The sequence below is a fragment of the Halosimplex salinum genome (genome assembly GCF_003730195.1).
Classification (GTDB): Archaea; Halobacteriota; Halobacteria; order Halobacteriales; family Haloarculaceae; genus Halosimplex; species Halosimplex salinum.
Map to the genome: position 1 here is coordinate 44110 of NZ_QWGG01000007.1, position 18878 is coordinate 62987.

The following is an 18878-nucleotide window of genomic DNA, read 5'->3' on the forward strand; positions in this document are numbered from 1 at the left end:
TGCGAACGACCGGATAGTGCCTACAACCGACGTTACTTACACTGGGGCACAGCGCTTCGGGATCGATAGAGCTGTCCCCGAGAATCACCGTTCGGTAGCGACGACAGGGACGAGATGTTCGAGTCGGTCCACGAGGCTACGTACCTTCACTGTTCAACAGCCCACGACTGATATAATGCTCACCGAAAAGTATACTCAATACATGCACGTACATGCATGCATGGGGACGACAACGATCTCACTGAAGGACGAAGCGTACGAACAGCTCAAAGAAGCGAAACAGGAGGGCGAAAGCTTCAGCGACGTCGTCCTTCGACTGACCGACTCGCCGGATACCGAAGCACAGATCGCCGAGCTCGCGGGCGGACTCGGCACCGACTTCGCCGAAGCGGTCGAGGAGTCTTCGGCCGACGTGAATGAATCGCTCGACATGGAGTCGGGCAACTACGAATGAGGCTGCTGGATACGAACGTCCTCGCCAAGTGGGGCGACCCAGCAGCGAGTGACGAGGTCGTTCCGTACCTGCAGGACCACGCGGACGAGCAGTTCGTTACCTCGTCGTTCGTGCTGTTCGAGTTTTTCCGACCTGCAAAACGGCGGGACAACTCCCGCGAAGTCCACGCGTGGCTGGGACGAGTGCTAGACGGCGTCGAACCGTTCACACAGAGCGCAGGGCTGACAGCGGCGAGTGTCGAGGCGAAGCTCCAAACCCAGGACGCGGTGCTCCCGATGCGAGACCTGTTGATCGCCTCCCATGCGAAAGACCTCGGGGCGACGTTCGTCACCGTCGACAAGGGCGACTTCGCGAACCAACCCGTCCAGCAACTACTCGACGTCGATATCATCCGGTAGATTCTCGACCGATGGCCAGCGATAAGCGATGACCCTGCGCGGTGCTGGTAGCAATCTGACCGAATAGCAGTCCCTCAGAGGCTGGTACCGGAGCAACACGTTCACTCGAAATCTGGTGTGTGACGCAGCGATCCGTTTATCTCCCCCTGAGGGGCGCGGGGGCGCCAGCAATCCTCCCGCGAGTACCAATGGGACATCGTGCACTCATCGCCTACGAACGACCGGATAGTACCTACAACTGCCACTTCACGCACTGGGGCGCACAGAACCTCCGCCTCAAGCCAGCCATCTCGAAAGAGACACCCTTCGGGGGCGACGACCCAGACCGAACCGTCCAGACCGTCCACAGGCGACTTCTGGAAGCCACGTCAGAACGTGCCGTCGACCGCGTCCTCGACGCCACCGACCTCCCGTCCAGACAGGTCGATATCGACCCGTGGGCGACCCACGTCACGATCGACGCGATCATCACCCAGTATCTGGACTACCTGCACCACGAGGCATTCTACGTCGTCGACACCGACTTCCGAGTTACCGCCTACCGAACCCACTGGTTCGGACTGCAGTACGACTGCCGAGCAGTCGAAGACACGCCAACGGTCGGTAACGGCGCGCTCCGAACCGTGCGCTGGTACGAGGGCGAGCCCGTCGGCGACGGCTTCGCCCAGGGAGAGTTTCAGGCGCTCAAAGCCGTCGCCGGCGACATGATCGACCGGGGCGTGTTCACCCACGCCGACGCCATCGAGTACCTGAAAACAAAACTCGACGAGTGGGTCGAAGACCAGGAAGAGTTGATCATTCGCAGGCCGAATCTCGGCGAGTGATTACGAGACCTGCTCGTATGCGGGGTCATCGAGCATCGTTAGGTATGCATTGTCGATATCTCTCCCGGACAGATGGACGTAGCGTCCTGGCACTCGCGACCCACGAGCCCAGCCAAACCATTCACACATCTGGGCCTCGGTCAGGTAATTCGCCAGCACTGTTGCGCGACTGTGTCGAAAGTGGTGTGGATTGACTGGTTTCTCGATCTCGGCTTTCTCTCGGGACCGGTCCAGGATCTTCAGTCGAATGTACTGGTAACTGATTTGCTCGGTCGCATCACCCTGACTCAGGTCAACCTTGCACCAGAGATAGGCGCCCGCTTGTCGTCTTGGATGCTCCGCGAGCCACGCCTCAAGATACTTTCTGGACTCTGAAAGTAGCAGTCGGCGAGAGCCAGTCTTTCCGTTCACGATGACGTGGCTCCCGTGGTTGGTGAGTTCGATATCATCGACCGTGAGATCAATCAGCTCTCCGATGCGGGCACCCGTCTCCCAAAGAACGGCGATCAACGCCTGGTCCCGCTTGTTCGGACAGACGTCGATCATCGCCTGCACATCCGCTGCAGTAAGCAAACTCTGTGGAAGGATACGACGTGTATAGCTTCGACCACGTTGAATCCACTCGGTTTCTGGAGGATTTTCACCCCCATTGAGCCATTTCCAGAACTGTTTGATTACCTGTTTGTAGTCACCGACCGTTGCTTTCGACGTATCCCGAGTATAGAGCCACGCGATGAGGTCCTCCATATCGTCTTTCTCGAGGTCGCCAAATCGGGTCGATCCCATGTGGTCTACGATGATTCTGAGATGCGACGTGAGCTTCTGTTGCTGGGCCGCACTGATATCAGAGAGAACCATATACTGATGATATGCCTGCAGAGACTCCTTGTTCGCTGGATGAATATCTGACCCCGCGAAATATTCCATATTCCGCGCCACCTGCTTCTCGTAGTCCATTGTTGGCACACCACGACAATGGATTGTGACTGAAATAACTACGACACGCGTTTTGCGTATCGTTTGCCCACTGAATTGTCTCCGAGACTGGACCTATCCACTGAAATTCCACATCTAAGGCGGTACTTCCATCGTCAGTAGTGCCACTCTCTGAGCTACTCCTCGAGACATCACGCGACGCCTCGTTCGTTTTGTCACCCCCTGAGGGGTGCGGGGGGCACAAACAGAGCCTCGCGCTGACCGTCGATGGCTACGAAAGAACCCTACCAGCGTGACTTCGACGAACAGACCGACAAATCGATTCCTGCCGACGACTGTCCCGAGTGTGACGGACGACTCACCACGGAAGGCGGCGAAACCCGGTGTGCGGACTGCGGACTCGTCGTCGAGGCGTGTCGCGTCGATCGGCGTGGCCCGCGGACGTTCCCCGAGGACGAGACGAACCGCGAACGGACGGGCGCCCCGCTCACCGAAGCGCGCCACGATCGTGGGCTCTCGACGAAGATCGGGAGCAAGACCGACGCGAACGGGAACGCGCTCTCTCGACAGAAGCGGCGACAACTGGGGCGCCTGCGTCGCGAACACACCCGCGCGAAGTGGCAATCGAAGGCCGAACGCAACCTCGCCCACGGCTGTGCGGAGATCGCACGGCTGGTGAGCGCGCTCGACCTCGACTACGATCATCGTGAACAGGCGAGCAGGCTGTTCCGGTCCGCTCAAAATGAAGACCTCCTCCCCGGACGATCGATCGAGGCGTTCGCCGCGGCGGCGGTGTACGCAGTCTGTCGGTGTACGGATGCAACCCGGACGCGGGGCGAAATTGCGAACGCCGCGCAGGTGTCTCGAGAGCGAGTCACCAACGCCTACGACGTACTCAACGACGAACTCGGTCTCCCAGCGCCGCCCCAGCGGCCGCGGGAGTACATCCCGGGGCTCGCGTCGTCCGTGGACGTGCCAGCGGACACGGAGCGGCACGCACGCTCACTGGCCGAACGAGCGTGGGCGGCCGGGGAGAGCATCGGCTCCCATCCCGCGGGCTTCGCGGCGGCCTGTCTCGAAGTCGCCTGCCGGGATCACGGTGTGGACTGCACCCAACTCGACCTCGCTGCCGAGGCGGATGTAGCACCGGTCACGGTTCGCACCCATCGCGACACCATCGAGGCCGACCGGGAGGCGTGGACCTGACGATGCTCGCCTGGCTTCGCGAACGACTCCCCGGGTTCGACTCGAGCGTGGAATGCATCCACGAGTGTCGTCACTGCAGAGAGGGCGTCGATGGGACGAGTGAATCCTGTCCGTCCTGTGGCCGGTCGGGCATCGCGACCTACGAGCTCGGGTAGGCACGCACCGCACGCAGACGACAGTCCGGTTTCTGGTCCCGTCGTTTCGAGAGAGTAGACGGCGGTGTTCGTAGCGGCGTCACAGCGAGATCTGTAGGACCGGGTTGCCGAGCAACAGCAGTTCTTGCACGGTAGACACGGCCGCTTGATCAGTCACTCCTCGTTCGGCGGTTCGAGATATGTTTCGAGTGCATCGACGACGGCTCGGACGAACGATTTTTCGAGCCGACCCTGTCGCCGAACGATCGCGGCGTGCTTCGGTGACGCCACCACCCACGGGGAGGCGTAGCTCTGCCGAGGCATCCCACCCTCGATCCAGTCGGCGTCGTCGAGAGGGATTCCCTCGTCGTGGGGCGTCGTCGTCAACGTCACTGTCATGTATTCTTCGCCGCCAAACGGGTGGCTGTCGTTGTTCAGGATCAGCCATGGCCGCGGGTTTTCACCCGATTTGAACGGATCTGGGCCCCAGACGACATCGCCGCGCTGGTAACTCATTCAGTATCCTCGTCGTCGACGGCGTATTCCAGCCATTCGTCCATGTCTTCCTCGCCGAAGCGGTCGTTTGCGGCTCGCGTACTCTCGGATAGTCCCGCATAGGCGGCCACCTCGTCGGCTGCTCCGAGCGCCCAGTAGGTTCCTTTGTGGCGGACGAGCCCGCGCTCCTCGAGGCGTGAGAGGACGACGCTGATGCTACCGGCTTTCACGTCGGTCCCGTCGCGAATCTCGCTCTGGGTGAACGCCTGGTCGGGGTGGGCGGCGAGAAATCGCATGACTCGGTCGGCGTTCGTCTCCCCGCTGTTCTGAAGGCGTTCTTCAGAGGAGGATTCGAACGTCTCGATGTCGATGGGCATGTGTATCTCATTGTCGGCGAATGTATTAGACGTATCGACGTATTTCTACTGAGAGAAGTTGGCGGCCGACTGCGGAGACGAACAGACCCTGCCACCATTCAACAACATACTTCTCGAGGCCGGATAGGCACGCACAGCACGGTGTGTTTGTCCGCGCCCCGAGGGGCGGGGCGCTCACGAACGGGCGCTCCAGAGACCATGCATCCACTGCAACGACTGGAGTTCCCGACCCGCGTCGCAAAGCGCGCTCAGTACGAAGCCTTCGAGTTTACCCTCACCGACGACGGCGTCGTCGTCCGGAACGGGAGTCACCCCGATCCCAGTGAGCACGAATACCTCGTCACCGTCGACGACGGACTCCCTACAGCCTGCGAGTGCCCAGCAGACGAGCAGTACGAGGGCGCCTGCAAGCACCGCGTCGCAATCGCGATCAGGCGGCCGATCCTCGATGCGATGACGACGACCAACCAACCCATCGTCGCCGATGGTGGGCGGGTTGACTCGCCCACGACGCTATCGGACTTCGAGACAGTGACCGACCAACGTACTGATGGGGACGACTCGGCCGTACCGACCCAAGACTGCGACGACTGCATCGGCGAGTTCCCGTGCTGGGAGTGTGTTCTGTCCGGCCGCAAGGAATTGCCCTAAGAGGATTATCTGGCCCCATTGAAGTGCCCTCTCCAGACATGATGCATCATGAACGGCTGTTCGTTGAAGACTGTCAATGTACCACTGCAGATTCCACAGGCGGAGAAGATCGAGTGCCTCGGGACTTACCCCGAGGCGGTGCACCAGGTGACGGAGTACTCGACGATCATGATCGGCATCTCGTCCACGCGAAGCGGACCGATGACGCACAAAGATGAGTGGTAGTCGAACGCGATCTTTCTCCTTTAATTCATATGTCTGACGATGTTTTATGCTATTGCGACACCCCCGTTTTCACATGAGCAGTAAATCGACGAACTCGAATGCACGTACCGAACAGGAGCAGGCCTCTGGATCCGATGACGAGTCGTCGAACGAGGACGCAGACGCATCAAACGGGCTGAAAATCGCGCTTCCAGAGGGGAGCGAGAGCGTGTCCGACGCGATCGTCACGCACAGAGAGATGCTCCGTGAGCCGGACCAACACGGACTGGCAACGGACGAGGATATCACCCATCTCTCCGAAGCGATGGAGACGTATTCCGAAACCGTTGACGAGATCAGACAACAGCACGACGAGACTGACACGGATATCGACGAGTTACAGGAGGTTATCGAGCACCAGCAAGCACAGATCGACGAATTACAATCGATGGTCACCTCGCTCGCGGAGATTCTCGGCACTGAAACGGAGTGGCGTTCGTTCGAATAACTGTCCCTAAGGATCGGTGGCGGTCGCACGGCAGTGAACCATCGGTTTGTGACAATTCTACAGCAGAGAGTGCTAAACCCGCGTGGACCGGCCTCGCTTTTCGAGATTGACGTACTCCCATATTGAAAAAGAGACAGATGGGTCTCTCACCATTTTCTATTCGAATCTAAACTAATTCCGTAACAAAGTAACAATCAAAAGTAAAGTATATGTATCGGGGCATTTCAATCAAGCAATAGACACTGGCCGCGACCTCGTTCCGGGGGGAACGAGTGACACGGCAAGTGGCGACATTGGAAAACATGCGCCCTGTTAGTGAGATCTACGACACGGGGGAATCAATTCACAAAGCAGTCCGAGCCCTGAGGGGGACCGTTCCAAAACTCGGATTCCTAACGGTCGCGCTGGCCCTGTTCGCCGTCGAACCGGTGAGCGCGCAGTCCGTCGGCGAATCGTTCTGCGAGACGAACATGGCCGACACGATACGGAACCTCTTCACGCTCATCCAGTTCGGTGGGCCGCTCGTCGGTGGACTCGTCGCGCTGGGCGCGACGGTCGCGATCCCGATGATACGGCGGGCCGACACGAAGAAGGAACTGAAGTCGATGCGCGTACAGGGAGTGCTCTGGGGCGTCATCGTCGCGCCACTGGGGACGACGATCCTCCAGTTCCTGCTCACGTCCGTCGTGGCGGGTGGGTCCAGTTGCAGTTTCTGAGCCACCCACTCGGCGTCGGCGTCGCACTCGCCCTCGCCGTCGGCGTGAGCGCACTCGTCGCGACGCAGTCGGTCGCCCGGCCACTCGGCGAGCCCGCGTTTCGACCTAACGAGACCGACCATCACCACGACAGCGACCGCGAACTCTGGTCACGCGATAGCGACACCGTCGACCGGGCGACGCTGCGGAACTGGACGGGCGAGGACGCCACGGAGCGCTCGCTCGCCGCGACGACGGACGTCCCGTTCAATCGGCCGGTCGGTGACGTTGCCGAGTGGAACCTCGAGGTCGTATCCAGGTTCCCACAGTTCAGAGCGGACCGGTCGGTGTTCCCAGCGAGCGCGTCGCTCGTTCAGGGGACGTACGTCCGCGACGCGTACGTCGAGATATTCACCGTCCAGCCGTCGACGATCGTCCGCGCCGAGCCCGACAGACAGCCACGATACGTCGCTCCAGAGGGGGAACTGTTCGCGACGCTCGATTACCGGCTTGCCGTCCCAGAGGATTCGGACGGTCCGTACTACACTCTCAGCTGGGAACTTCAGGAGCACAACGTCACGGACCTGCAGTTGCTCGTCGACGGTCGCCCCGAGGTCGAGAGTGACGCTACGCGAACCCCGCACCTCGAGTACGACCTCGAGAACCATTTCGGGACGGACCACACACTCCGGGTCACCGCGAACGTCACGGTCACGATCAAGCGCCACAACGAGTGGTGTTCAAACCTCACCGCAGGGAACTGCACGTCGTGGTCGTCCGAAACGACGAACCTGACCGAGACCATCTCTGTCTCGGACTCGATCGACGTGAAAGAGCACTCCGTCGGTGTCTCTGGCTACTACGCCCGGTTTCCTGACGGCGACCTCGGGGTCATGACGTATTTGGAGGGCCCGTGGCTGGGATACGAACTCCCCGGCGGCCGAATCAACGGCGTCTGGCGCTTCTACTCCGCCCGTGACCCAGGCTGGGACAGTCTCATCACGTCGACCGAGTCCGGTACGTCGCGCCGTCACTCGCCGATGCATCCCTTGCGACTCTCGGCGTATCCGATCAAGACCGGGCCGACCGCGTCACCGGCCGACACGGTTTCGATTCAGGAGGTTCTCGGGCGGGAGCACGAACCTCCGTCGCTCCCGGGGACTGTCATACTCGACGTCCTCGAACAGTCCTATACGGGGAGTTTCCGAATCGCGGCGCGCTATCAGACGCCCGACCAGGACGTATCGGATCTGACCGTCTACGGGCTCGTCCGCGGCGTAAAGACCGAAGCCGGTCCCGACACGCACAACGAGGTCTCGATCTACCGGAGCAACCTCACGCTCAAGGTGCTGGATACGACGGCAGAGACTGCGACAGTGCAGGTAACCTTGCGGGAGGCACAGACTGGCGACCCTATTTCGACAGGGCTCCGCGAGGGGTATGTCGTCCTCGCAGGCGAGCGTGTCCAGACTGATACTAACGGGACGTTCACGACGACGATCGACCGGCCACCCGGGGCCATCACCGCTCGATTCGAACCCAAACGCTGGTGGCAGTTCCCGACGGCCTACGCCGGCGACTCGGATACAGTGTCCGTCGACGGGACGGCGATGACCATCGTCCGGTGGATCTACCGTGCAGGCGTGCCAGTGGCGCTGTTCTTGCTGGCGGTCTTCCTGATCGACCGGATCACGGGGATGCCTGTCTGGCCCCCATGGAGGGGATTATGACGGGTAAGCGGTCTTCTCGACGGTGCTACCTGAAACAAGGACTAGCAATAGCAACGGTTGGAATCGCTGGCTGTACCGGACCCGCTGCCTCATTAGGGTCACAAGGTCCGATCTCAGGGACTTCGATAAATGGACGTTATCTGTCCGTTGAATTGGGCTCTGACCATAATTTGTCTGAGATCAATCTCGTTGCACCAGATGGTAGTGCCTTCCGCACAGCCAACGTAGAAACCGGTGCATCGGCAGTCAAGTTACCACTCTTAGATGTCGATTCTGGTGAGCATTACTCGCCTGGGGATCACGAGGTTGTTGCAGTTCGTGACGGCGAGGAAGTTTCTTCAACGACGATCGACCTACGGCCAGATCTCCGAGTTCTTGATGTAGAGCAATACTCTGGCGGTGAAGATAGTCCTCAGAACCGTGCGAATCTCTTGGTAACAGTAGAAAACACTGGTACAGCCCCGACCTGGGTATACTATTTAGCGTACGAGGGAACACCGTCAGAAACTCACACTCCTCGAGAGAATCATCGAAAGAATTCACCGTCAAAATCGCTTGAAAAGCCAGAATCGTCGGCTAAAACTATTGTCTCCCTGGATAGCCCAAAGGCGTTCCTTGGAAAATGGCCTCCTTTCCGTTTCTCAGGGGATGAACACTGCCGAGAGATGACGGTAGATTTCACACTAACTGTCTATTCCGGTGTCGGAGAGAATATCGAACAACGACTCCGAGCCACGCTTTCGGGTGAGAAACTCCAAGAACTGCACCGGGTAACCTGCACTGAAATCTCGATCGAAATGATCGGGGACGGAGGTGGCAATGAATAGCCACTCTCGATTCAGATATTCTCTGATCGTGGCCACAGTTGTGGGCTTATTTTCGAGCCCAGTCCGTGCTCAAAGCGATGGAGGGTCCAGTGGAGGGGGAGCACTCGGTGATACTATTGTTTGGGCGATACAGGAAGCACTCGAGCTAATATTCGAACCGATAGAAGTCATCATCGAACGCCACGCGAACGACGTGATTGACATTATCGTTGGAACTCCCCACCCCGACCAGGTGTTCTCAGAGCCAACCAACAATTCCTGGCCCGATATCTATGGATATTTTTGGGATGTAATTGTCCCACTCTCCCTGCTCTTGTGGGCACTTGCTGTTGGATTAGTCATATTCCTAGAATCTACGAGTTACCTCTTTAGTAGTTACCACCGAACGAAGCTGAAACGACGAGCATTCGCGGGTCTTCTTGGAATCCTTTCGTGGTGGTGGATGGATGCGCTCGCTCGTCAATTTACTCAAGAGCTTTCACTCTTCCTTGCACCAGACCTTTCAGACATCGAGTTATTCCAGACACTTTCATTCGGCTCGCTCGGTGCAATAGTGACCGCCATCACGCTCTCAGTCGACTTCTTCTTGTTCGTTCTCGTGATTCTGATCTACTTTATCAGGGAAATCATCCTGTATCTTTTCACCCTAATGATGCCGATCCTGATCGCTCTGTGGATCCCGGGTGTCGGTCCACTCTCTCTTGTATCGAATTTTGTGAAGCGCTTAGCGGGTTTCTACGTGCCGTTTCTGTTCATGACTATTCCCGTCGTACTGCTGTTTCGGTTAGCCGAGATCTTGGGTGGAAATTTCGCAATTTCTCTATCAGGCATCGGCGCATGGCTTACTGCATTGGTTATCCCTATTGTCGCAGTCGTCTCCCCCTTCGTCCTCTTCTGGCAGGCTGGGTCGATCTTCTTCATGGCCCAGAGCGCGTCCCATCACGCGTCGACACGGCGAGCGCGGTCACGACTAACTCGCACCCGTGACACCGGAGGCTCGGCTCTCCATCGCGGTCGGAATTTCGTCCGGGGTGCTCGCGGGCAGTCAGCGATCAAGCCCGACGGGCAGGCAGTCTTCAACTCCGGCAGTTCCCGGGCACACGCCGCAGGGTCGCGACTCAACGACACGGGATCGCGCCTCCGTGGAACGCTCCGACGCTCTGCGAGCACAGGTGCCCGTGCAGACGGTGGCTCGACGGGCAGATCCGGCGACACCCGGTCCGACGATTCGACACCGCAGCAGTCATCGGACGGATCCACCGGGAGCCGTGATCAGCAGTTCGACGCCCTGCGCGACCCGGCACGGACTGGGGACCAGTCGACCGACGACCGAGAGCGGAGCACGATCGACGACGAGCCGCGATACATTCGCTAACGATGCAGGACCGAAACCCCGCGAAACGGATCCCGAAGTCGCTCGGCACAGGCACGAAACTGCTTGGGAGTTACACGATGACCGACCTCGCCGTCGCGCTGTTCCCCGGCGTGGTGGTCGTCCTCTGCTTCCAGGTACTCCTCCCGTCGAACGCGACTGTCCGCGGCTATCACCTCGACTCGCTCACGCTCCCGGTGGCGGGTGTGATGATCGGCCTCGGGGCGCTGTTCGTGTATCTCACGCCCGCGTACACGAGCAGTGCCGACTGGGTCACGTCGATGCTGACCTTCCACAGCCGCTCGGAGAACATCGACCACGAGGCGGCCAAGGAGTACACGCAGATCGAGCGGGTGTATCCCGACCGCGGTGCTATCGAGAGAACCGACGGCGCGTATTTCGGTCTGGTGCAGGTGATCCCACCAACGATGGCGCTCGCGACCGACGCAGAGTGGGCGACCAAGGCCGAATCCTTCCAGGACTTCCTCAACACGACCGTCGAGTTCCCGATCCAGATCTACTCGACGACCCAGCCATTTCCCGTGGAGGAACATCTCGGCCGATACGAATCACGTCTCGACGACCCCGACGTCGAGTCGAACCCGCAACTGGAGGCGCTCATCGAGCAGTACATCGACTGGTACGAGGCAGAACTCGACGAGCGGCGGATGACCATCCGCGACCACTACGTCGTCGTTCCAGTGGCGCCCACGGAGGTGCGATTCGACGAGGCGAGTCTCGCACAGAAAGTCGCAGCGCTCCCCGTCCTCGGGCTGTTCGTTCGCGAACTGTACGCGCCGCGTGCGGCGGTCGAGCGAGAGGCACTGCTCGACGAACTCGACGACCGACTCGACCGCGTTCGGGCCGGCCTGCGGTCGATCGAGGGGTGTACCGCCCACCGCGTCGACGCGACGGAGGCGACGGCCATCGTCGGCGAGTACTGGAGCGACGAGTCCATGGAGTACGGACAGCTGGACCAGGTGCTTCGCACCCGCGGGATCGTCGGAGGGCCCGGCCGATGATCGAGACCATCCTGTCGGTCATCCCGACTCGCGAGTCCGACTCCGAGTCTACCGACGAGTCAGCTACCGAGGAATCCGAATCAACTGACGCTCCCGAAGACGATCAACCGAGTGGAGGGCCCAGAGACGGCGTCTCGGTCGACTACAACGGATCGGACGGGGCCATCCCGGAAGTCCCGGAGATTCACAAGACGGTCGTCACGCCCTCGAGCATCGAGCGGACCCCCAGCGCCGTCAGAACAGGGGAAAAGTGGGCGCGGACGCTGTGGGTCGGGGAGTACCCGGACACGCCGATGGATGGCTTCTTCGAGACGCTGTACTCGACGGCCGAGACGCGGCGGACGGACATCAGTCTCCACATCACGCCGCGGGATACGAATGCAACGCTCGACACGCTCGAAAACAAGATCGAGGATCTCGAGGCCGACCGCGAGTATCTCGACGAGAAACGACGAGCCGGTGCCCGTGGTGTCGAGAAGGACCTGCAGGACTATCAGGCACTCTACGACGCACTGCGGAACACGTCGATGACGGCGTTCGACGTGTCGATGTATCTCGCCGTGCAGGGCGACTCGCTGGACGACCTGAACACTGGCGGCGTCACGAGCACCGCTCGCCAGTCGCCGACGAATCTGACGCCCGTAACGCCGCGGTGGACACAGCTCGACTCGTTCGTGTCGGCGAGCCCGGTCGGCGTCGACAAGCTGAACGAGTCGATGGATACGACGACGCCGATGCTCGCCGGCGCGGTGGGTGCGATGTTTCCGTTCGTCGCTGGCGCGTTCGCCGAGCCCGGGATCGAGTACGGTACTTACGCACTCAACGAGAGCCCGCTCATCCTCGACCGGTTCGAGCGCGAGACCGGCTACTGCTCGATGGTCATCGGCCAGCTCGGCGCCGGGAAGTCCTTCTCGACGAAACTCCAGTTACTCCGGCGGGCGATGTACGACCAGGATACGGTCGTCATCATGCTCGACCCGCTAGAGGGGTTCGCAGGCGTGAATCAGGCGCTCGGTGGTGAGCGCGTCACCGTCGGCGGGACGCGCGGCCTCAACCCACTCGAGATCCGTGCAACCCCCGAAAAAGTGCTGCAGAACGTCCCCGACCTTGACCCGTGGTCCGAGCAGATCTCGTGGGTGCTCACGTTCTTCGAGACGTTCTTCACCCACGTCGCGGCGAACCCGCTCGAGAGCCGAAAGCAGACGCTTCGCCGGGCGATACAGGAGGCGTACGAACGGCAGGGTATCACGCATGACCCATCGACGCACGACCGGGACTCGCCGACGATCCGTGACGTGATCGCCGTGCTCGAAGATATGCTGGACGCCCCCGAAGCGTTCGGCTACGCGACCGAGGGCGAACAGGAGAAAGTCGAGCACGACGCCCAGACACTCCTGACGGACCTTCGGCCATCGTTCCGCGAGGGCGGCGAACTCTCGAATCTCGCCCGGCGGACGGCGTTCGACCTCGACTCCGCAGTACTGTATCTGGACCTGCACCAGGAGGAAGGCGCAACCGGCCGCTCGGAAACGAGTCTGATGATGCAGGTGCTGTTCAACGCCGTCTACGAGCGCGCCAAGGGGACCGATAAGCGGGTTATCTTCGCCATCGACGAGGCGCATTATCTGATGAACGACGCGACGTCGCTGGAGTTCCTCGAAACGGCCGTGCGCCACAGTCGGCACTACGATCTGTCCCTGCACTTCATCACGCAGACTGGCGGGGAGTTCGCGCTGACACCGGAAGCACGGACCATCGCGAATCTCTGTTCGATCACGCTCATTCACCGCGTGCAGGAGGAGGCCGAGAAACTGTCAGAGTGGTTCGGGCTGAGCGAGCGCGAAGTGAACTGGATCCGGACGGCCAAAGCCGGCAACGACGAGGACGGCTTCTCGGAAGCGCTGCTGGGAATCGACGAAGAGGGGTGGTTCCCACTGCGGGTTCGAGCGAGTGAGTTTGAAGTGGAGCAGATTGATTCGCCAAAGAAGTGAACCAGTTACGTATCACGCTAAGACACTCGTAAAATCGCCGTCACGAGGGTACATTCACCGCAAAAACCCGCCAAGGGGTCTTTACCCCTGGCGTCAAAATCGGAGTGCAAAGATGGTCGGTCAACACCGTGGTAGAATCCTTCTTGTCGTCGTCGCTCTCTTTATGGCAGGCTGTACGGGGATGGTCCCTTCGGATATGTCTTCAGGGGGCTCGCCGTCGACACAGACAGGAACGCCTGATTCGACTGCAGTAGCTCCGAACGGCTCTGTCGAAGTTCACTTCATCAACGTCGGGCAGTCTGTCAGTACACTCGTCGTTGGCCCAACTGGTGAGACGATGCTCGTGGATACCGGGCATTACAACGACGACGGGAAGCACGTTCTTCAGTATCTCCAGCGCCACGATATCGAACGCATCGACCACCTGGTCGTCTCACACAACGACGCTGACCACATCGGTGGCAACGCCGCGGTCATCAACTACTACGAGACCGAGGCTGACGGTATCGGCGCAATCTACGACCCCGGGATCGCGGCGAGCACACAGACATACGAACAGTATCTCGACGCTGTGGAGGAACACGACGTGACGCTCTACGAAACGCGTGAGGGCGACGCGATCCAGTTTGAGGGTGTCGAGACTCAGGTACTCGGCCCACCTGAACCGTACATCGAGAACGAAGGCCGGAACGAGAACAGTCTCGTGCTCAAACTCACGCACGGTGAGACGAGCTTCCTCCTCACCGGTGATGCAGAGGACGATCAGGAGGCGTCTCTCGTCGAGGAGTACGGCGACCAACTACAATCGACCGTGCTGAAAGCTGGCCATCACGGGTCAGCGAGTTCGTCGAGCGAGGTATTGCTCGATGCAGTCCAGCCGAAGGCTGTCATTGTCTCCAGCGCCTACGACTCACAGTATGGACATCCAGCAACGGAGGTCCTGCAACGCCTGGCCGACCGATCACTCCCCACGTACTGGACGGCAACCCACGGCGATATCGTGCTCGTCAGCGATGGTCGGAGCATATCCGTTCAAACGCAACAGGACGCACCGACTGCTCCACTCGAACTCCGTTCTGGAGAGTCGATCGAACCGGGTACGAGTGGTGCCGTGACCGAACGTGCCCGTCTCGGCGGTGACCCAGCCGCAACTCAGACCACGACTGCCGTGGCCGACGGCGGGACGCCAGTTCAGGGTGGGGAATTGAGTCTCACCGATATCAACGCAGACGCCGACGGTGACGATCGAGAGAATCTCAACGACGAGTACCTCGTGTTTCAGAACAACGGTAGCGAGCCCCTCGACCTCTCGGGCTGGACTGTCGAGGACGAGGCCGGGAAGCGCTACGTCTTCCCAAACGACTACATGCTCGACGCCGGTGCCACCGTCACGCTTCATACAGGCAGTGGGAGTGACTCTGAGCACGACCTCTACTGGGGAGCTGAATCGCCGGTCTGGAACAATGCCGGTGACACGGTGATCGTACACAACAGTGAGGGAGAACGGGTGCTTAGGAGGACGTATTCATGAGTGATCTTGAGAGCCTCGAAGACGGGCCCTACACTGCGGTCATCGATTCGGTCGAGGATGGCTTTGCGACCGTCTTTTTCGAGCGAGACGGCGAAGAGGTAGGGAACGCAGTGTTCGACTCGTCGAAGTTGCCCGAAGACGCGCTCCACGCCGATGCCATCCTCTCGGTTGTCATCGAAGACGGTGCCCTGGCTTCGGCCGACTACGAGCCTGATCGGACCGAATCACGGAAGGCCGCAGCACAAGACCGATTCGACCGGTTGTCGAGTCGTCCCCCGTCGGACGAAGAGTAACCGGCACCTCGAAGATACGGCTTCTCACTTCCCCTGAGCGCTCAACATGGGCCTTCTATTGTTGCAGTGTTGAATGAACTACCAACACGTAGATCGGAGGTATTCGATAGCGACAAGCCTGCACCGTGCGATTGAATGTCCATATCCAACTCCGGTTTAGGTGTCCATTCTCGGCCCACAAAATCAGGGTCAATCCAGTCTCTAGAATCACTGGGACAAGCGATTTCTGCCAGAGATCAGCAAGAGATTCGCCTTTCCACACTCCCCGCACGTAACTACTCACGATGAGCTGGGGCTGGCGAAGGTTCAAGTAATAGAGCGGGGCCAACCGGACCCGGAGCGGTGATCTACATCACAGAATCGCGACCACGGTTGGTTTTTTTCGCGCCGGCGATGGGTGCCGGCGCTCCCGCGAGGGAGTCCGTAACTCCTGACAGAGATGTCTATCAATGAGACAAGTCAATCGCTACGAGACAGATCCAGATACAGAGTCGAACTCAGCACCCTCGATACGCGGGTTCACTGTCGCTCACTTCCTGTGTACTGACTGGAACTCCCGGTCCCGGCTCCAATCCTTCCTCAACGAGTCAGTCGCGGGTGAGTGCCGATGAGTCGGGGAAGCAAATCGACCGATCCGAGGGATCGCATGGGTATCTACAAACGCCTCTCAGCGGTGCCGGATCATCTGCGACTTCGGGAACACGCTGACGCATACGCTGGCCGGGACGTGTGGTCGACGTTCCTCTCGGAGTACCTCTTTCAGCGGTTCGACTCGGACCGTTTCAAGGAGGACGCTCGGCGGGCTGGACGGTACTGGAAAGAGCACATGGCTGAGCGTGGTCGCCATCATGCACTTGCCACGCCTGCCGATGTGGAAGCGTGGATGGTTGCCCTCACGAACCGGATGCAACTCGAGACGGCCTACAACCAGTACTGGGTCCGTGTCGAACGGTTCTACTGGTGGCTTCAGCGGCACACGGACCACCCACACGCCTATCATCCGGTGCTGATGGCAGCCGCCAGCGGGGGTGTGGCTGGCGACGTCTGGGAGGAGAAACTCTCTCGCCGTCACGGGAGGGGAAACCGATGAGTGACGGGCTCGGTCCAGAGACCACAGCTGACGACCAGCGTGCGGAACTGGCGGCTGCGTTCGACCAGGAGCTGGACCCTCTGGCCGAGTATGAGGTTACCTTCAGACAGACCGATGCCGACGCCTTTGGGCTGTTCACTACTGAGGTGCTCGCCAGTCGGAACATCACCCAGCGGACGCATGACGGATACGACCGCGTGTTTCGCCAGTGGCGTGCGTTCATGGCCAAACAAGACCGACATCCGGCCTGTCCGAACGAGGAGCATGTCAAAGCGTTCGCTCACCACGAACTCGACACCAAGGACAACCACCCGGACACGGTCAAGGAGAAACTCCGAAAACTGAACGACCTCTATCGTTACTGGCAAGACGACCCGTCGTTCCCTCATCCGCAGGACTACAATCCGATCGCGCTCGCCAGGGCCAAGATCACGTTCGCCGATGCGGAGCGCAAGGAGCCTCCGCAGATTCCGATCCCCGAGATTCGTGACGTACTGGAATCAGTCACCGTCCTCCGTGACTGGGCTATCATCGTACTCCAACTCAAACTGGGGCTCCGCGCGACGGAAGTCTGTAACCTGCAGTTGGCAGATATCGCTCTCGACCATTCGGATCTCACCGAGCATTATCCGGAACTCGGATCGAACCCGTACTTGGCAGACCACGAGAACACGATCTTCATCCCACACGATCGAGACGGGAACAAATCTCCACGCCCCCGCCTCCTCCCACTTGATGCCGATCTCAGATCCGTACTCCGTCGCTACTTGCTAATCCGCCCGGACACTGGTGGGCCACACGTATTTCTCTCGCAATCACGTCACGAACCCCTCCAGAAAGAGGACGTCAACACGGTCTGGAAGGATGCGTTCCACCCTGCATACGCCGAGACAGAACACCATCGTGCAGTTACGAGCCATTACGGCCGTCACTACTTCACGACGTACTGGCGAGTGCAGCAGGATCTGAACCGCGAACTAATCAGGTACATGCGAGGGGACGCGGCCGGAGCCGTATCGATACAGGAACGCGGCGGTATCGACGAGTACATCCACACCTACTACGAGGACATCGCGGAGATCTACCGCGAGCGGATGTTCACTGTAACTGTGTGAGGGGCGCCGATTCGCCAATCCAGTATGTCCTAGTTGGGTGAACTCCGGCCAGTGGCGGTGGTTTACACCTCCGCGAAGGTCTCGAAGCTCTCTGGCGTGTTGATCTCCGCGATGAGCTCCACGTCCGGGTTGAGGTAGTTGGTCTGAGTCATCAGGTCGGCCATCGTCACCCGCTTGTACTCGTCCGGGCGCTCGCGTGTGGTGAGTGAGACGCCGGTCTGTGGGAGAGCCACAGCTCTCGGGACCCCTCGTCGGTGCTCACCAGTCGGTCGCGGAAGCCGACGAACGGCATGTGGGCGTTCCACATTCAGAAACTACTAGTAGACACTCTTGTGTCGAAAACCGCTAATTCTGAGCCAAAGGATGGTCTGCGGTCGGCATCTACACTGTGTCTGGTTTGCGATCTCACGGACGACAGCCTCATTGACTCAAGTACTTACAGATATATACACAAACCAGATGATGATGTAGATAATAGTCAGAAGATCTGCTATTATACTAATCACCTTCTCTCTATTTTCATCCATACCTAGTCTTGAAATCGGAGAGAATAGACAAATAGGACCCTCACAGATTATCCCAATGTCTAGGTTTCACAGACGATGTTAGAACCCACAGATGACTATAGTGAAAAAATCCATCTGTAGGCACTGTCTCCTGTAGGTGTTTAAGAAGCAAACAGGTTGCAGTGAAGGGTGTCTATGACACTCGGATGCCTGGTCAGAGAGAATGTGCGGGTAGACATCAAGATGTTTGAGAGGGGAACAAGCCCACACCGACACCCATACGCTGTTTCGCGGTTCGACTTTACTTTATGAAGTTGTTAGTGTGTGAAATATCGTTAAATCTCCTCCTTTAATTTTTTAGTTGATGTAGTTTCATCTGAAGAAAGATTTAGCACTGTGTCACTGGTATTTTTCACTTTGAAGGGTACACGACCAAATTCCTCCTGAAATGCATCCTCTTTCACCAGCAATATAGAATTTGTACGGGACGGATCAAAGAGGAAATGACAAGTTTCACCT

General features: G+C 59.2%; 18 protein-coding genes and 2 pseudogenes. 15 read left to right on the top strand and 5 right to left on the bottom strand.

Going from position 1 to position 18878, the window contains the following annotated elements:
• Positions 1-220: 220 nt before the first annotated feature.
• The 3 genes from D1409_RS16920 to D1409_RS16930 all read left to right on the top strand — a co-directional run bounded on the left by D1409_RS16920 (position 221) and on the right by D1409_RS16930 (position 1676).
• Entirely contained in the window at positions 221-454 is a 234-nt protein-coding gene (locus D1409_RS16920) for an antitoxin VapB family protein (protein WP_123538176.1), read from the top strand.
• Positions 451-852 (top strand): type II toxin-antitoxin system VapC family toxin, encoded by a 402-nt coding sequence (locus D1409_RS16925; protein WP_123538177.1) that lies wholly within the window; start codon positions 451-453, stop codon positions 850-852. The genes D1409_RS16920 and D1409_RS16925 overlap by 4 nt, the downstream gene beginning before the upstream one ends.
• Positions 853-1040: 188 nt before the next feature.
• A complete protein-coding gene (locus D1409_RS16930; RefSeq protein WP_123538178.1) occupies positions 1041-1676 on the top strand; it encodes a DUF6735 family protein in 636 nt (211 codons plus the stop codon).
• Here D1409_RS16930 and D1409_RS16935 read toward each other — a convergent pair whose 3' ends face one another.
• A complete protein-coding gene (locus D1409_RS16935) occupies positions 1677-2633 on the bottom strand; it encodes a tyrosine-type recombinase/integrase (protein WP_235853599.1) in 957 nt (318 codons plus the stop codon).
• Positions 2634-2879: 246 nt separating this feature from the next.
• Here D1409_RS16935 and D1409_RS16940 point away from each other — a divergent pair, with 246 nt between their 5' ends.
• Positions 2880-3818, top strand: coding sequence for a transcription initiation factor IIB (locus tag D1409_RS16940; protein WP_123538180.1), 939 nt, complete (start codon positions 2880-2882; stop codon positions 3816-3818).
• Between the two features lie 308 nt (positions 3819-4126).
• On the opposite strand, the gene D1409_RS16945 is transcribed toward D1409_RS16940, so the two are convergent.
• Together D1409_RS16945 and D1409_RS16950 are read right to left on the bottom strand one after the other, a co-directional pair.
• A complete protein-coding gene (locus tag D1409_RS16945; RefSeq protein ID WP_123538181.1) occupies positions 4127-4468 on the bottom strand; it encodes a type II toxin-antitoxin system PemK/MazF family toxin in 342 nt (113 codons plus the stop codon).
• Positions 4465-4824: a MarR family transcriptional regulator gene (locus D1409_RS16950; protein ID WP_123538182.1), complete on the bottom strand. Its 360-nt coding sequence runs from the start codon at positions 4822-4824 to the stop codon at positions 4465-4467. The genes D1409_RS16945 and D1409_RS16950 overlap by 4 nt, the downstream gene beginning before the upstream one ends.
• Before the next feature lie 198 nt (positions 4825-5022).
• Between D1409_RS16950 and D1409_RS16955 the strand changes: the two genes are divergently transcribed.
• The 9 genes from D1409_RS16955 (at position 5023) to D1409_RS16995 (ending at position 15648) form a co-directional block, all read left to right on the top strand.
• Complete coding sequence (locus tag D1409_RS16955) at positions 5023-5475, top strand: SWIM zinc finger family protein (protein ID WP_123538183.1); 453 nt, start codon at positions 5023-5025, stop codon at positions 5473-5475.
• Between the two features lie 298 nt (positions 5476-5773).
• The gene (locus D1409_RS16960) at positions 5774-6187 is read left to right on the top strand and encodes a hypothetical protein (protein WP_123538184.1); all 414 of its coding nucleotides are present in this window, start codon (positions 5774-5776) and stop codon (positions 6185-6187) included.
• A 302-nt stretch (positions 6188-6489) separates the two neighbouring features.
• Positions 6490-6903: a hypothetical protein gene (locus D1409_RS25440; RefSeq protein ID WP_235853602.1), complete on the top strand. Its 414-nt coding sequence runs from the start codon at positions 6490-6492 to the stop codon at positions 6901-6903.
• Positions 6891-8612 (top strand): hypothetical protein, encoded by a 1722-nt coding sequence (locus D1409_RS16970; RefSeq protein WP_123538185.1) that lies wholly within the window; start codon positions 6891-6893, stop codon positions 8610-8612. The genes D1409_RS25440 and D1409_RS16970 overlap by 13 nt, the downstream gene beginning before the upstream one ends.
• An 819-nt stretch (positions 8613-9431) precedes the next feature.
• The gene (locus D1409_RS16975; protein ID WP_235853604.1) at positions 9432-10814 is read left to right on the top strand and encodes a hypothetical protein; all 1383 of its coding nucleotides are present in this window, start codon (positions 9432-9434) and stop codon (positions 10812-10814) included.
• 77 nt (positions 10815-10891) lie between these two features.
• Positions 10892-11833: a hypothetical protein gene (locus D1409_RS16980; RefSeq protein ID WP_328587668.1), complete on the top strand. Its 942-nt coding sequence runs from the start codon at positions 10892-10894 to the stop codon at positions 11831-11833.
• On the top strand, positions 11830-13824 hold the full coding sequence (locus tag D1409_RS16985; RefSeq protein WP_123538187.1) for a VirB4 family type IV secretion system protein: 1995 nt from the start codon (positions 11830-11832) through the stop codon (positions 13822-13824). Before D1409_RS16980 ends, D1409_RS16985 begins: the two co-directional genes overlap by 4 nt.
• Positions 13825-13936: 112 nt before the next feature.
• Entirely contained in the window at positions 13937-15355 is a 1419-nt protein-coding gene (locus D1409_RS16990; RefSeq protein WP_206425106.1) for a lamin tail domain-containing protein, read from the top strand.
• The gene (locus D1409_RS16995) at positions 15352-15648 is read left to right on the top strand and encodes a DUF3006 family protein (RefSeq protein ID WP_123538188.1); all 297 of its coding nucleotides are present in this window, start codon (positions 15352-15354) and stop codon (positions 15646-15648) included. Before D1409_RS16990 ends, D1409_RS16995 begins: the two co-directional genes overlap by 4 nt.
• Positions 15649-15737: 89 nt before the next feature.
• Here D1409_RS16995 and D1409_RS25445 read toward each other — a convergent pair.
• A pseudogene (locus D1409_RS25445) lies at positions 15738-15881 on the bottom strand (IS6 family transposase); the annotation flags it as partial.
• Between the two features lie 413 nt (positions 15882-16294).
• Between D1409_RS25445 and D1409_RS17000 the strand changes: the two are divergent.
• Both D1409_RS17000 and D1409_RS17005 read left to right on the top strand, forming a co-directional pair.
• A complete protein-coding gene (locus D1409_RS17000) occupies positions 16295-16738 on the top strand; it encodes a hypothetical protein (RefSeq protein WP_123538189.1) in 444 nt (147 codons plus the stop codon).
• Complete coding sequence (locus D1409_RS17005; protein ID WP_123538190.1) at positions 16735-17853, top strand: tyrosine-type recombinase/integrase; 1119 nt, start codon at positions 16735-16737, stop codon at positions 17851-17853. The genes D1409_RS17000 and D1409_RS17005 overlap by 4 nt, the downstream gene beginning before the upstream one ends.
• Before the next feature lie 62 nt (positions 17854-17915).
• Here the strand turns inward: D1409_RS17005 and D1409_RS17010 are convergent.
• Positions 17916-18160: pseudogene (locus D1409_RS17010) on the bottom strand (secretion system protein); the annotation flags it as partial.
• Positions 18161-18878: the final 718 nt, after the last annotated feature.

Excerpts from the sequence above, each read along its gene's own strand:
- D1409_RS16920 (WP_123538176.1), top strand. The coding sequence starts at position 221 with ATGGGGACGACAACGATCTCACTGAAGGACGAAGCGTACGAACAGCTC.
- D1409_RS16925 (WP_123538177.1), top strand. The coding sequence starts at position 451 with ATGAGGCTGCTGGATACGAACGTCCTCGCCAAGTGGGGCGACCCAGCA.
- D1409_RS16930 (WP_123538178.1), top strand. The coding sequence starts at position 1,041 with ATGGGACATCGTGCACTCATCGCCTACGAACGACCGGATAGTACCTAC.
- D1409_RS16935 (WP_235853599.1), bottom strand. The coding sequence starts at position 2,633 with ATGGACTACGAGAAGCAGGTGGCGCGGAATATGGAATATTTCGCGGGG.
- D1409_RS16940 (WP_123538180.1), top strand. The coding sequence starts at position 2,880 with ATGGCTACGAAAGAACCCTACCAGCGTGACTTCGACGAACAGACCGAC.
- D1409_RS16945 (WP_123538181.1), bottom strand. The coding sequence starts at position 4,468 with ATGAGTTACCAGCGCGGCGATGTCGTCTGGGGCCCAGATCCGTTCAAA.
- D1409_RS16950 (WP_123538182.1), bottom strand. The coding sequence starts at position 4,824 with ATGCCCATCGACATCGAGACGTTCGAATCCTCCTCTGAAGAACGCCTT.
- D1409_RS16955 (WP_123538183.1), top strand. The coding sequence starts at position 5,023 with ATGCATCCACTGCAACGACTGGAGTTCCCGACCCGCGTCGCAAAGCGC.
- D1409_RS16960 (WP_123538184.1), top strand. The coding sequence starts at position 5,774 with ATGAGCAGTAAATCGACGAACTCGAATGCACGTACCGAACAGGAGCAG.
- D1409_RS25440 (WP_235853602.1), top strand. The coding sequence starts at position 6,490 with ATGCGCCCTGTTAGTGAGATCTACGACACGGGGGAATCAATTCACAAA.
- D1409_RS16975 (WP_235853604.1), top strand. The coding sequence starts at position 9,432 with ATGAATAGCCACTCTCGATTCAGATATTCTCTGATCGTGGCCACAGTT.
- D1409_RS16980 (WP_328587668.1), top strand. The coding sequence starts at position 10,892 with ATGACCGACCTCGCCGTCGCGCTGTTCCCCGGCGTGGTGGTCGTCCTC.
- D1409_RS16985 (WP_123538187.1), top strand. The coding sequence starts at position 11,830 with ATGATCGAGACCATCCTGTCGGTCATCCCGACTCGCGAGTCCGACTCC.
- D1409_RS16990 (WP_206425106.1), top strand. The coding sequence starts at position 13,937 with ATGGTCGGTCAACACCGTGGTAGAATCCTTCTTGTCGTCGTCGCTCTC.
- D1409_RS16995 (WP_123538188.1), top strand. The coding sequence starts at position 15,352 with ATGAGTGATCTTGAGAGCCTCGAAGACGGGCCCTACACTGCGGTCATC.
- D1409_RS17000 (WP_123538189.1), top strand. The coding sequence starts at position 16,295 with ATGGGTATCTACAAACGCCTCTCAGCGGTGCCGGATCATCTGCGACTT.
- D1409_RS17005 (WP_123538190.1), top strand. The coding sequence starts at position 16,735 with ATGAGTGACGGGCTCGGTCCAGAGACCACAGCTGACGACCAGCGTGCG.